Raw genomic sequence first — 13072 nt, forward strand, 5'->3', positions numbered from 1 at the left:
CCGCCACTCAGGGGGCCAACACGATCGACAGGTCGAGCACGTCGCCCGGGTTCAGGTCCACGTTCGGCACCTCGCCCGTGCCCGCATCGCCGCTGGCAACGAAGGTGAACATGCCGGCGTTGTCGCCGTCGGCCAGCACGGTGCCCGGATCGCCGACCAGCGCCGGTTCGACGTTCAGGTCGAAGGCGAAGTCGCCGGTATCGGCAAGGGCGTTCGCGAAGGCCACTTCGACAACCACGTCGCCGTCGGCCATTGCGGCCACATCGCCCCTGACCTTCTGCAGCGCGCGAACCAGCGCAGCCTCGGCAGGGCTGACCGCGCCGGCGGCCACGCGACGGGTCGACCCGTCGCCCGCCACCGCAACGAGCTCGATCGGATCGATCTGCGCGATCTCGCCGGCAACGACCGGCACGTTGGTGATCACGACGGTGCGATAGCCCGGCTTGGCGACCACCAGGTTATAAGCGCTCCCTTCCTCGACCGGCGCGAGCTTCCAGACGCCATTGGCCGGCGTGGTCGAGCGCAGCACGGTGACGTTGCCCGTCGCCGCGTCGTAGACCTGCAGCGACACGCTGGCGTCGGCCGCGGCGGCCGGGTCGACGAAGGAGCCGGCCACTGCACCGGCATCGAGCACCGGAATCACGCGAACCACGGGCTTGAGGTTGTACTTCCCGCTGTTTCCGGACTTCACGATCGATCGCGCCGCATCGAAGTCGATTACCAGTTCGAGGAGCTGGCCTTCTTCCACGGTGAAGGGCTTGGCGTTGAGCTTCAGGCCGCTGGTCTGTCCGCTGGGCGTCTTGAGCGCCTCAACCGTACCGTCCGCCAGCACGAGCTCGTTGTCGTTCGGGCCCGAGCCGAGCACCAGGCGGAACTGGTGATACTGGCCGACCGGCACCTCGACCTGGCCAAGGTCTGCCAGGATGCCGTTGCGCAGCGTGAGGAGGTCGATCTTCCTCGGAGGATCCACGACGATCTCCTCCCATCCCGAGTCACCCTCCCCGGCGGCGTCGCTCATATGCACGCGCACCTTCTCGACGGTGACCCAGACCTCGCGATACTCCGGTGTGGCCGGCGCGTCGGTCAGCTGCACGCTGATCGTCCCCTTGGCGCTGGTCGCGGTGGTGGAATCGCCGCCCCCGCCGCAGGCCGCCAGCACGGAGGCCAGGAAGGTCATGAACAGGATTCGCAGGTACTTCATCCGGAGTCTCCAGGAGTTGGACGAACGCGAGGGATTCTAGGCATGCCAACACGGAGAATCACGGGACAAAATAACTTGAAACATTTGTGGCGGAACGAGCGGTCGGGCATGCCGGACGAACGGCGATCGGGGCATGAAAGTCGCTGCCGACAAGGCCAGGTTCCCTGACAGGGGGCCACCGGCCACGAGCGTCCAGCCGGCAACGAGCGTCTATACTTTCAGATTCCGATCCGGAGACGTGGCCGAGCGGTTTAAGGCAGCAGTCTTGAAAACTGCCGAGGGGGCAACCCCTCCGTGAGTTCGAATCTCACCGTCTCCGCCACGCTTCCCCAGCCTGCCTTGCCGACGCGACACGCAATGCCCGACAGACCCGACCCGGGCGGCCTGCTGGTCACGCTGCAGTTCGGCCTGCTGGCCGCCCTGCTCGCGGTGGCCGCGCAGGGCGAGCCGCTGTCACCCGTGCCGGTCGTCCTCATGGTCGCGGGCATGATCGTCGGCCTTTGGGCGGTGAGCTGCAACCGCCCCGGCAACTTCAACATCCGTCCCACGCCCAAGGCGGGCGGCCGCCTGGTGAGCAGCGGGCCCTATCGCTGGATCCGGCACCCGATGTACACCGCACTGCTGCTGGCGGGCGCCGGCCTTGCAGTCGCCTCGCAAGGGCCGGTGGGCTGGGGGCTGTGGATCGCGCTGGCCGCGGTGCTGGCCGTCAAGGCGCTGGTGGAAGAGCGCCGGATGATCCGGGCGCATCCGGAGTACGCCGGCTACGCGGCCCGGACCCGCCGGTTCGTGCCCTGGCTGCTCTAGGGCCTGTTCACACGACGATCGTCCCTGCGACAGGCGTTCCTAGAACGGCACCCGCCCGGTCCACATGTCGAAGTACATCCGCCAGTCGCCCATGAAGCTGTAGAGCGGCCGCTTGAAGCTCGCCGGCCGGTTCTTCTCGAACGCGAAGTGCCCGATCCAGGCGAAGCCGTAGCCCGCCAGCAGGCCGTAGAGCAGGTACTGCGGGCGCCCGGTGGCGAACAGCATCACCAGGCATACGAGGCCAAGGGTCGACCCCAGGAAATGCAGCCGCCGGCAGGTGGCGTTGCTGTGCTCCTGCAGGTAGAAGGGGTAGAAATCGGCGAAGCTGCGAAAGCTCGCCGGGTCGACGGTCTGAGTGCTCATGATGGTCTCCTCGTCATCCGCACGACGAAGGAAGATCCTATCAGCCCCGCTCGAACGCCGGCCAGGGCCAGGCCCCCGAGAAGAGCTTGTCGAGCCAGAAGACCGCGATCTGCGTCTTCACGTCGGTGAGCCGCCCGGCGCGCAACTCGCCGATCAGCCAGTCGAGCGTGACCGCCTCGACGTCGAGGTGCTCGTCGTCGTCGAGCTGCTGGCCGGTGTGCGCGAGGCCCCGGCACAGGTAGACGTGCATCTCCTCGGTGGCGAAGCCGATCGCCGGGTGCAGCACGGTGAGCAGCGCCCATTCGGCCGCCTCGTAGCCGGTTTCCTCGAGCAGCTCGCGCCTGGCGGTGACCAGCGGCGCCTCGCCGGGATCGAGCTTGCCGGCCGGCATCTCCACGAAGTGCCGGCGCAGCGGGTAGCGGTACTGCCGCTCGACCAGGATGCGACCGTCGTCGAGCAGCGGGATCATGACCGCCGCGCCGGGGTGCACGACGTACTCGCGGAAGCTCTCGCGCCCGTCGGGCAGGCTGACGCGATCGCGGCGAATCTTCAGGAAGCCGCCCTGCCAGGCGAGCTCGGAGGCGAGCTCGCTTTCAGTGAGGTCGCGAGGCGTCCGGGTCGGGTCGCCGGACGGCTTGCCGTCGCTCACCGGATCAACCGACGACCGCCGCGCGGATCGCCTCCAGGCACAGCGCCATCAGCGGACCCGGCACGATGCCCAGCAGCAGCACCGCCGCGCCATTGACCGCCAGCGTGGCGCGCGCGCCATTGCCGGCCTCGATCGGCGCGGTGTCGGTCGGCGCGTCGAAGTACATGACCTTGACGACCCGCAGGTAATAGAAGGCACCGACCAGCGAGAACAGCACCGCGACCACGGCCAGCCAGACCAGCCCCGCCTCGACCGCCGCGGTGAGCACCGCGAGCTTGGCGTAGAAGCCCACCAGCGGCGGGATGCCGGCCAGCGAGAACATCAGGATCAGCATGACCAGCGCCATCCAGGGGCTGCGCGCGTTGAGGCCCTTGAGGTCCGAAATGCGGTCGCACTCGAAGCCGCGGCGCGACAGCAGCTGCACCAGGCCGAAGGTGCCCAGGGTGGTCAGCACGTAGGTGATCACGTAGAAGAGCGACGCCCCCCAGGCGGTGGGCACCGCGCCACCGTCGCCGTCCACGATGCCCGACAGGAAGCCGAGCAGCACGAAACCCACCTGCGCGATCGTGGACCAGGCCAGCATGCGCTTGAGGTTGGTCTGGGCGATCGCCACGATGTTGCCCACCGCGAGCGAGGCCACCGCCAGCACCAGGATCATCGCCTGCCAGTCGTTGGCCACGCCGGGCAGGCCTTCGACCAGCAGCCGGAAAGCGATCGCGAAGGCGGCCAGCTTGGGCGCGCCGGCGATCAGCAGCGTGGCCGAAGTGGGCGTGCCCTGGTAGACGTCGGGCAGCCACATGTGGAAGGGGACCGCGCCCAGCTTGAAGGCCAGCCCCGCCACCAGGAAGACCACGCCGAAGGAGAAGACCATCGGGTTGGCCAGCCCCATGTCGAAGCGCAGCGAGATCTCGGCCAGATCCAGGCTGCCCGCGCCGCCGTAGATCATCGACATCCCGTAGAGCAGGAAGCCGGAGGCCAGCGCGCCCAGCACGAAGTACTTCATCGCCGCTTCGGTGGACGGGTTGTCGTCGCGGCGCAGCGCGGCCAGCGCGTAGAGCGACAGCGACATCAGCTCCAGGCCCAGGTAGATCACCAGCAGGTTGCCGGCCGAGATCATCACCATCTGGCCCAGCAGCGAGAGCAGCGCCAGCGTGTGGAACTCGCTGCGCGGCATGTCGCGCTCGGCGGTGTAGCGCCCGCCGTAGATCAGCGCGGCGGCCACCGCCACGATCGCGCACAGCTTGAGCAGGTTGGCCAGCGGATCGGCCACGTACATGCCCGAGAACGCGTACTGCGTGCCGGCGGCGCCCGACTGCCCGATCAGCACCGCCGCCGGGAAGGCCATGGCCACCAGCGCCAGCGTGAGCGAAGACGGCCGGCCCGGCGACTTGACCATGGCCTCGATCAGCAGCACGCAGCAGGTCGCCACGAGCAGCACGATCTCGGGGAGCGCGGCGAGGATATTCAGGGATTCAGCGTTCATCTCGTTGTTCCGCGAGGCGTTTCGATCGCGCCGCTCACTTGATCTTGGAGACCGACACGTGCTCGAGCAGCGCGCCGATCGAGGCTTCGGTCATGTCGGTGACCGGCTTCGGGTACACGCCCATGCCCAGCACCAGCAGCGCCATCGCGACGAGCATCCAGAACTCGCGCCGGTTCAGGTCCTGCAGCTTGCGGACTTCGTCGTTGGCGATGTCGCCGAAGATCACCCGCTTGTACATCCACAGCGAGTAGGCCGCGCCCCAGATCAGCGCGGTTGCCGCGATCAGGCCGATCCAGAAATTGAACTGGACGGCGCCCAGGATCACCATGAACTCGCCGATGAAGCCCGAGGTGGCCGGAAGGCCGGCGTTGGCCATCGAGAACAACATGAACAGCGCGGCGAACTTCGGCATGGTGTTGACCACGCCGCCGTAGTCGGCGATCTGGCGAGAGTGCATCCGGTCGTACATCACGCCGATGCACAGGAACATGGCGCCCGACACGAAGCCGTGCGAGATCATCTGCACGATCGCGCCCTGCATGCCGATGTGGTTGAAGATGAAGAAGCCGAGCGTGACGAAGCCCATGTGCGCGATCGACGAATACGCGACCAGCTTCTTCATGTCGGCCTGCACCAGGGCCACCAGGCCGATGTAGACCACCGCGATGAGCGACAGCGCGATCATCAGCGTGGCGAGCTCGTGGCTCGCGTCGGGCGCGATGGGCAGCGAGAACCGCAGGAAGCCGTAGGCCCCGAGCTTCAGCATGATGGCCGCCAGCACCACCGAGCCGCCGGTGGGCGCCTCGACGTGGGCGTCGGGCAGCCAGGTGTGCACCGGCCACATCGGCACCTTCACCGCGAAGGCGATCAGGAAGGCCAGGAAGATCGGCACCTGCGCCTCGAGCGGCAGCGGCAGCGCGTGCCAGTCCAGGATCGCGAAGGAGCCCGACTCGAGGAACAGCCAGATGATGGCGACCAGCGTGAGCAGCGAGCCCAGCAGCGTGTACAGGAAGAACTTGAAGGCCGCGTAGACGCGGTTGGGGCCGCCCCAGACGCCGATGATGATGTACATCGGGATCAGCGTGGCCTCGAAGAACACGTAGAAGAGCAGCCCGTCGAGCGCGCTGAACACGCCGATCATCAGGCCCGACAGGATCAGGAAGGCGGCCATGTACTGGGCCACCCGCTCGGTGATGACCTCCCAGCCCGCGATCACCACGATGACGGTGATGAAGGCGGTCAGGATCACGAACCAGACCGACAGGCCGTCCACCCCGAGGTGGTAGTTGACCGCGAAGGCCTCGATCCAGGGCGTGAGCTCGACGAACTGCGCCGCCGACGACGCACGGTCGAACTCGGTGAACAGCGGCAGCGTGGCCAGCAGGCCCAGCAGCGCGCCCACCAGCGCGACCACGCGCACCGCCTGCGCGTTGCGGTCGTTGCCCACGGCCAGCAGGGCCACGCCGAACAGGATCGGAATCCAGATTGCGGCGCTCAGGATCGGAAAGGAACTCATCGCGTTCGTTCTTCGTTGTGTCGGGGTCAGCCGCGCAGCAGCGGCAGCACGACGAACAGGAGCAGCAGCGCCACGCCGGCGATCATGGTGATCGCATAGCTGTTGAGCCGGCCGTTCTGGGCGAGCCGCAGCACGCCGGAGAACCAGCCCACCAGCTTCGCGCTGCCGTTGATCGCCAGCCCGTCGATCAGCGCCTGGTCGCCGCCCTTCCAGAGACCGCGGCCCAGCAGCCGCGCGCCGCCGGCGAACACGACCTCGTTGATCCGGTCCATGTAGTACTTGTTGTCGAGCAGCCGGTAGAGCCCGCCGGCCGAGGCCTTGATCGCCTCCGGCAGGCGCGGGTTCACCATGTAGCAATACCAGGCGGCGACCACGCCGGCCACCGCCAGCCAGAAGGCCGGCGTGACCACCGCGTGGGTGCCCAGCGCGAACCAGCCGTGGAAGTGCCCGGCGATGGTGGCCATGGCCGGGTGCTTCGCGGCATCGACCGCGATGACCTTGTCGAAGTAGCCGCCGAAGAGCATCGGCCCCACGGTGAGCAGGCCGATGATGGCCGAGGGCACCGCCAGCGCGATCAGCGGCAGCGTGACCACCCACGGCGACTCGTGCGGCTTGTCGCCGGGCGCCAGGCCGTGATGGTGCGCGTCGTGACCATGCTCGTCGTCGTGCGCGGCCGCGCCGTGGGCATCGTGACCGTGGTCATGGCCATGGCCATGACTCGGCTCGTTCCAGCGCTCCTTGCCGTGGAAGACCAGGAAGTACATCCGGAACGAGTAGAAGGCGGTCACGAACACGCCGGCCAGCACCGCGAAGTAGGCGAAGCCCGCGCCCGGCACGTTCGCGAACTTCGCCGCCTCGATGATCAGGTCCTTGGAATAGAAGCCCGAGAAGAAGGGCGTGCCGATCAGCGCCAGCGAGCCGATCAGCGAGGTGATCCACGTGATCGGCATGTACTTGCGCAGGCCGCCCATGTTGCGGATGTCCTGGTCGTGGTGCATGCCGATGATCACCGAGCCCGCGGCCAGGAACAGCAGCGCCTTGAAGAAGGCGTGCGTCATCAGGTGGAAGATCGCCACGCTGTAGGCCGAGGCGCCCAGCGCCACCGTCATGTAGCCCAGCTGCGACAGCGTGGAGTAGGCGACCACCCGCTTGATGTCGTTCTGGATGATGCCCAGGAAGCCCATGAACAGCGCGGTGATCGCGCCGATGGTGATCACGAAGCCCAGCGCGGTGTCCGACAACTCGAAGAGCGGCGACATCCGCGCCACCATGAAGATGCCCGCGGTGACCATGGTGGCCGCGTGGATCAGCGCCGAGATCGGCGTGGGGCCTTCCATGGAGTCGGGCAGCCACACGTGCAGCGGGAACTGCGCCGACTTGCCCATCGCGCCGATGAACAGGCAGATGCAGGCCACCGTGAGCAGCGACCAGGACGTGCCCGGGATCAGCTCGATGGTGCGGTCGGCCAGGCCGGGCGCGGCAGCGAAGGTCTGGGCATAGTCCAGCGAGCCGAAGTGCGCCAGCACCAGGCCGATGCCCAGGATGAAGCCGAAGTCGCCCACCCGGTTGACCAGGAAGGCCTTCATGTTGGCGTAGATGGCCGTGGGCCGCGTGTACCAGAACCCGATGAGCAGGTAGGAGACCAGGCCCACCGCTTCCCAGCCGAAGAACAGCTGCAGGAAGTTGTTCGCCATCACCAGCATCATCATCGAGAAGGTGAACAGCGAGATGTACGAGAAGAAGCGCTGGTAGCCCGGGTCGTCGGCCATGTAGCCGATGGTGTAGACGTGCACCATCAGCGACACCGAGGTGACCACGCACATCATCGTGGCGGTCAGCGTGTCGACCAGGAAACCGACCTCGAGGTTCACCCCGCCCACCGACGCCCACTGGTACAGCGTGCCGTTGAAGGTGTTGCCCTGGAGCACGTCCATCAGCGTCCAGAGCGATGCCGCGAAGGACACCGCCACGCCGGCGATGGTCACCGTGTGCGCGCCGGCGCGCCCGACCTGGCGGCCGAACAGGCCGGCCACGATGGCGCCGACCAGGGGCGCGAAGGCTGCGAGAAGGTATGCGGTTTTCATGTCGTCAGCCCTTCAGGCTGTCGAGCGCCTCGGCATCGACCGTATCGAAATTGCGGAACAGCAGGACCAGGATCGCGAGGCCGATCGCCGACTCGGCGGCCGCGACCGTGAGGATGAAGAACACGAAGATCTGGCCGGCCGCATCGCCGAGGAAGTGCGAAAAGGCGATGAAGTTCAGGTTCACCGCGAGCAGCATCAGCTCGATGGACATCAGCACGATGATCACGTTGCGCCGGTTCATGAAGATGCCGATCACGCTGATCGCGAACAGGATCGCGCCGAGGATCAGGTAGTGGGCGAGCGTGAGGGTCATTCCTGGCTCCCTTGGCGGGGCTGGGCCGGCATCTTGATCATGCGCAGGCGGTCCTGGCTGCGGGTGCGCACGGCGGCGGACGGATCGTTGTAGCGGACGTCCTTGCGGCGGCGCAGCGTGAGCGCGATGGCCGACACGATGGCCACCAGCAGGATCACCGCGGCGATCTCGAAGGCCCAGACGTACTCGGTGTACAGCAGGCTGCCCAGCGCCTTGGTGTTGCTGTAGTCGGCCGGCAGCCTGGGCGCGTCGGTCGCCTTCACCCCGCCGAAGGAATGAATCAGCACCGCCGCCAGCTCGAGCACCACCACCACGCCCACGAAGAGCGCGACCGGCAGGTTCTTCCAGAAGCCGCGCCGCACGCTGTCGAGGTTGATGTCGAGCATCATGACCACGAACAGGAACAGCACCATGACCGCGCCCACGTAGACCAGCACCAGCGTGATCGCGAGGAACTCGGCCTTCAGCAGCATCCAGATGCCGGCGGCCGAGCAGAAGGTGAGGACGAGGAAGAGCGCCGAGTGCACCGGGTTGCGCGAGGAGATCACGCGCAGGGCCGCGAACACGGTGACGGCGGCGAAGAGGTAGAAAAGGACGGTCGTGGCTTGCATGGATGTCGCTCGGACTCGCACTTCGCATCAGCGATAGCGGGCGTCTGCCTCCCGGTTGGCGGCGATTTCCTTCTCGTAGCGATCGCCGATCGCGAGCAGCATTTCCTTCGTGAAGTACAGGTCGCCCCGCTTCTCGCCGTGGTACTCGTGGATGTGGGTCTCCACGATGGAGTCCACCGGGCAGCTCTCCTCGCAGAAGCCGCAGAAGATGCACTTGGTCAGGTCGATGTCGTAGCGCGTGGTGCGGCGGGTGCCGTCGGCGCGCTTGTCCGACTCGATGGTGATCGCCAGGGCCGGGCAGACGGCCTCGCACAGCTTGCAGGCGATGCAGCGTTCCTCGCCGTTCGGGTAGCGGCGCAGCGCGTGCAGGCCCCGGAAGCGCGGCGACATCGGCGTCTTCTCTTCCGGGTAGAGCACCGTGATCTTGCGCGCGAAGAAATACCGCCCGGTGAGCCGCAGGCCCTTGAGCAGCTCGGTGAGCATGAAGCTCGTGAAGAAGTCCTTGACCGCTGTCATTCGATTCACCCGTTACCGGTCAGTTCCAGATGTTCCACGGCGTCTGGATCCAGATGGCGACCACCACCAGCCAGACCAGCGTCACCGGAATGAAGATCTTCCAGCCCAGGCGCATGATCTGGTCGTAGCGATAGCGCGGGAACGACGCCCGGAACCAGATGAAGAGCGAGACCATGAAGAAGGTCTTGATGCCGAGCCAGATCCAGCCCGGAATCCAGTTGAAGACCGCCGAGTCGATCGGCGGATACCAGCCCCCGAGAAACATGATCGACGCCAGCGCCGACAGCAGGATCATGTTGGCGTATTCGGCCAGGAAGAAGATCGCAAAGCCCATGCCCGAGTACTCGACCATGTGACCGGCCACGATCTCGGACTCGCCTTCGACCACGTCGAACGGATGGCGGTTGGTCTCGGCCACCGAGGAGATCTGGTAGACGACGAAGATGGGCAGCAGCGGCAGCCAGTTCCAGGACAGGAAGTTGAGGCCCATCTCGGCGAAGGTGCCGCGGCCCTGGGCATACACGATCTCGCTGATGTTGAGGCTGCCCGACACCATCAGCACCACCACCAGGCAGAAGCCAATGGCGAGTTCGTAGGAGACCATCTGCGCGGCCGCGCGCATCGCGCCCAGGAAGGCGTACTTGGAGTTCGAGGCCCAGCCCGCGATGATCACGCCGTAGACCTCGACCGAGGTGATGGCCAGCAGCAGCAGCAGCCCGGCGTTCACGTTGGCCAGCACTAGGTCGGGCCCGAAGGGCATCACCGCCCAGGCGGCCATGGCCGGCATGATGGTCATGATCGGCCCGAGGATGTACAGGCCCTTGTTCGCCTGCGCCGGGACGATCACCTCCTTGAACATCATCTTGAATGCATCGGCGATCGGCTGCAGCAGGCCCTTCGGCCCCACCCGATTGGGCCCGATGCGCAGGTGCATGAAGCCGATCATCTTGCGCTCCCACAGCGTGAGATACGCGACGCAGCCCAGCAGCGGCAGCACGATCACGACGATCTTGACCAGGTTCCAGACGACCGGCCAGGCGGCGCCGAGCGTGCCCTCGCCCCAGGTGGTGACGCCGTTCAGCAGATTCTCCATGTTTCCGTTCTTCGTCTGCGTGTGGTCGTGAGGTTTCGCGCGTTCGGGCGGCCGATCAGGCCCGCTCGATCCGGGCCGCGCCGGCCATGGCCGCCAGCCGTGCGGTGGACTCGTGGCCCGCCGCGAGCCGCAGCACGCCGTCGGCCAGGTTCGGGTCGGCAGCCAGCTGCACCAGGGCATCGCCGCCGGCCGCCATGGTCACCCGCACCGTGGCGCCGTCGGCCAGGCCGGCGAGCCGCGCGAGCGTGGCCGGACTGACCCGCGCCTTGGGCGCGCGGGCATCCGCGGTCTGCTGCAGGCTGGGCGCGCGGCGCACGATCGGATCGACCGAGTAGATCAACACCTCGGGCAGGCGCTCGAGCGCGTCGGCCGCGGCTGCTGCAGGCAGCACGCCGATGGCGCCCGACACCCGGTTGTCCAGCCGCGCGGCCACGTCGGCCGGCAGGGCCTGGGCGCGCACCGCTTCGGCGGAATCCTGGTCGAAGCCCGGCAGGTCGAGCAGGTTGCCCAGCACGCGCAGCACCTTCCAGCCCGGACGGGTCTCGCCGGCCGGCCGCACCACGCCGTTGAAGGACTGCACCCGGCCCTCGGCGCTCACGAAGGTGCCGGCGGTCTCGGTGAAGGGCGCGATCGGCAGCAGGCAGTCGGCCAGCTCGAGCAGCTCGTCGGACTTGAACGCGGAGAGCGCGATCACCGATTCGGCCGCCGACAATGCGGCGCGCGCGGCGCCGGGCAGCGCGTGGTCGAAGTCGGGCTCCACGTTCATCAGCAGGTAGAGCGCGCGCGGCTGCTCGACCATCGCGCGGGCGTCGAGCCCGCCGTCGGTGGGCACCGCGCCGGCCAGCCAGCCGCCGACCGAGTTGGCTGCCTCGCCGAGCCAGCCCAGGCGGGCGCCGGTGGCGTCGGCGATGGCCTGCGCCAGGCGCGCCAGCTGCGCCTGCGCCGGATGCTGTGCGACGGCATTGCCGAGCAGCAGCGCCTTGCGCTCGCCGCCGACCAGCGAGGCGGCAATGGCGCGCTCGGCCTCGGTGGGTTGCACGCCGGCAAGCTCGGCCGCGATGGCCTCGGGCAGCGCGAGGGCGCCGCCGGCCTGGGTGGCCGCAGCCGGCAGCGCCGCCAGGATGCCGGCCAGCACCCTCGCCCACTGCGAGGGCGCGGCCAGGGCCCTGGCGGCGACCGGCATCAGCAGGTCGTCGTCGGCCGCGTGCACGATCGAGACCTTGCAGCCGGCCTTGGCCGCGGCGCGCACGCGGGCGGCCAGCAGCGGGTGGTCCTTGCGCAGGAAGGAGCCGACCAGCAGCAAGCGGTCGAGCCCGTTGATCTCGGCCACCGGCATGCCCAGCCAGGGCACGCCGGCCCGTGCGGCGTCGAGCGAGAAATCGACCTGACGCAGCCGGAAGTCCACATTGCCGCTGCCCAGCCCGCGCACCACCTTGCCCAGCAGGTGCAGTTCCTCGACGGTGGACTGCCCGGAGGCGAGCGCGCCGATCGCGGCCGCACCCTTCTGCTCGCGCACCGTGCGCAGCGCGTGCGCGGCGTACTCGAGCGCCGCCGGCCAGTCGACCTCGCGCCACTGGCCGTCCTGCTTGAGCATGGGTACGGTCAGCCGGTCCGGGCTGTTCAGGCCTTCATAGGCGAAACGGTCACGGTCGGAGATCCAGCACTCGTTGACCGCCTCGTTCTCGAGCGGCACGACGCGCTTGACCTGGTTGCCCTTGACCTGCACCACGATGTTCGAGCCGAGCGAATCGTGCGGCGCGATCGACTTGCGGCGCGACAGCTCCCAGGTGCGGGCGCTGTAGCGGAAGGGCTTGCTGGTGAGCGCGCCGACCGGGCACAGGTCGATCATGTTGCCCGACAGCTCGGAGTCCACGGACTCGCCGAGAAAGCTCATGATCTCGGAATGCTCGCCGCGGTTGGCCATGCCGAGCTCCATGATCCCGGCGACTTCCTGGCCGAAGCGCACGCAGCGGGTGCAGTGGATGCAGCGGGTCATCTCCTCGGCGGAGATCAGCGGGCCCATCGGCTTGTGGAAGACGACCCGCTTCTCCTCGAGATAGCTCGAGGCGGACCCGCCGTAGCCCACGGCGAGGTCCTGCAGCTGGCATTCGCCGCCCTGGTCGCAGATGGGGCAGTCCAGCGGGTGATTGATCAGCAGGAACTCCATCACGCCCTTCTGGGCGGCGACCGCCTTCGGGGAGTTGGTGAAGACCCTCATCCCGTTCGTGGCCGGCGTGGCGCAGGCCGGCATCGGCTTGGGCGCCTTCTCGACCTCGACCAGGCACATCCGGCAGTTGGCCGCGATCGAGAGCTTCTTGTGGTAGCAGAAATGCGGCACGAAGATGTCGAGCGCGCTCGCCGCATGCATCACCATGCTGCCCTCGGGCACCTCGACTTCCCGGCCGTCGATCTCCAGCTTGACCATCTCGTATCCGTTGG

12 protein-coding genes and 1 tRNA gene are annotated in these 13072 nt (G+C 67.7%); 2 read left to right on the forward strand and 11 right to left on the reverse strand.

The annotated features are described in order from the left end of the window. Positions 1-7: 7 nt before the first annotated feature. Complete coding sequence (locus FHP08_RS08000; RefSeq protein WP_147703925.1) at positions 8-1201, reverse strand: DUF4382 domain-containing protein; 1194 nt, start codon at positions 1199-1201, stop codon at positions 8-10. Positions 1202-1433: 232 nt separating this feature from the next. Here FHP08_RS08000 and FHP08_RS08005 point away from each other — a divergent pair. Continuing rightward, positions 1434-1523 (forward strand) — tRNA-Ser (locus FHP08_RS08005). A gap of 35 nt (positions 1524-1558) precedes the next feature. Continuing rightward, the gene (locus FHP08_RS08010) at positions 1559-2005 is read left to right on the forward strand and encodes a methyltransferase family protein (protein ID WP_147703926.1); all 447 of its coding nucleotides are present in this window, start codon (positions 1559-1561) and stop codon (positions 2003-2005) included. 39 nt (positions 2006-2044) lie between these two features. On the opposite strand, the gene FHP08_RS08015 is transcribed toward FHP08_RS08010, so the two are convergent. From FHP08_RS08015 to nuoG, 10 genes are read right to left on the reverse strand one after another with little or no spacing between them, the layout of a single operon-like run. Further along, a complete protein-coding gene (locus FHP08_RS08015; protein WP_147703927.1) occupies positions 2045-2368 on the reverse strand; it encodes an Mpo1-like protein in 324 nt (107 codons plus the stop codon). Between the two features lie 40 nt (positions 2369-2408). Then, on the reverse strand, positions 2409-3017 hold the full coding sequence (locus tag FHP08_RS08020; RefSeq protein WP_147703928.1) for an NUDIX domain-containing protein: 609 nt from the start codon (positions 3015-3017) through the stop codon (positions 2409-2411). Positions 3018-3021: 4 nt separating this feature from the next. Continuing rightward, the gene (gene nuoN, locus FHP08_RS08025) at positions 3022-4500 is read right to left on the reverse strand and encodes an NADH-quinone oxidoreductase subunit NuoN (protein WP_147703929.1); all 1479 of its coding nucleotides are present in this window, start codon (positions 4498-4500) and stop codon (positions 3022-3024) included. A gap of 34 nt (positions 4501-4534) precedes the next feature. After that, positions 4535-6016 carry an NADH-quinone oxidoreductase subunit M gene (locus tag FHP08_RS08030; RefSeq protein WP_147703930.1) on the reverse strand — a complete coding sequence of 494 codons (1482 nt, stop codon included), beginning with the start codon at positions 6014-6016 and terminating at the stop codon, positions 4535-4537. Between the two features lie 26 nt (positions 6017-6042). Beyond that, positions 6043-8100 carry an NADH-quinone oxidoreductase subunit L gene (nuoL, locus tag FHP08_RS08035; protein ID WP_147703931.1) on the reverse strand — a complete coding sequence of 686 codons (2058 nt, stop codon included), beginning with the start codon at positions 8098-8100 and terminating at the stop codon, positions 6043-6045. A gap of 4 nt (positions 8101-8104) precedes the next feature. Next, complete coding sequence (gene nuoK, locus FHP08_RS08040) at positions 8105-8413, reverse strand: NADH-quinone oxidoreductase subunit NuoK (protein ID WP_147703932.1); 309 nt, start codon at positions 8411-8413, stop codon at positions 8105-8107. Further along, on the reverse strand, positions 8410-9024 hold the full coding sequence (locus tag FHP08_RS08045; RefSeq protein WP_147703933.1) for an NADH-quinone oxidoreductase subunit J: 615 nt from the start codon (positions 9022-9024) through the stop codon (positions 8410-8412). The genes nuoK and FHP08_RS08045 overlap by 4 nt, the downstream gene beginning before the upstream one ends. A 27-nt stretch (positions 9025-9051) precedes the next feature. Continuing rightward, on the reverse strand, positions 9052-9540 hold the full coding sequence (nuoI, locus tag FHP08_RS08050; RefSeq protein ID WP_147703934.1) for an NADH-quinone oxidoreductase subunit NuoI: 489 nt from the start codon (positions 9538-9540) through the stop codon (positions 9052-9054). A 19-nt stretch (positions 9541-9559) separates the two neighbouring features. Further along, positions 9560-10633, reverse strand: a complete 1074-nt coding sequence (nuoH, locus tag FHP08_RS08055) for an NADH-quinone oxidoreductase subunit NuoH (RefSeq protein WP_147703935.1) — start codon at positions 10631-10633, stop codon at positions 9560-9562. A gap of 55 nt (positions 10634-10688) precedes the next feature. Continuing rightward, complete coding sequence (gene nuoG / locus FHP08_RS08060; protein WP_147703936.1) at positions 10689-13058, reverse strand: NADH-quinone oxidoreductase subunit NuoG; 2370 nt, start codon at positions 13056-13058, stop codon at positions 10689-10691. Positions 13059-13072: the final 14 nt, after the last annotated feature.

This window comes from Zeimonas arvi, assembly GCF_008039575.1.
Lineage (GTDB): Bacteria > Pseudomonadota > Gammaproteobacteria > Burkholderiales > Burkholderiaceae_E > Zeimonas > Zeimonas arvi.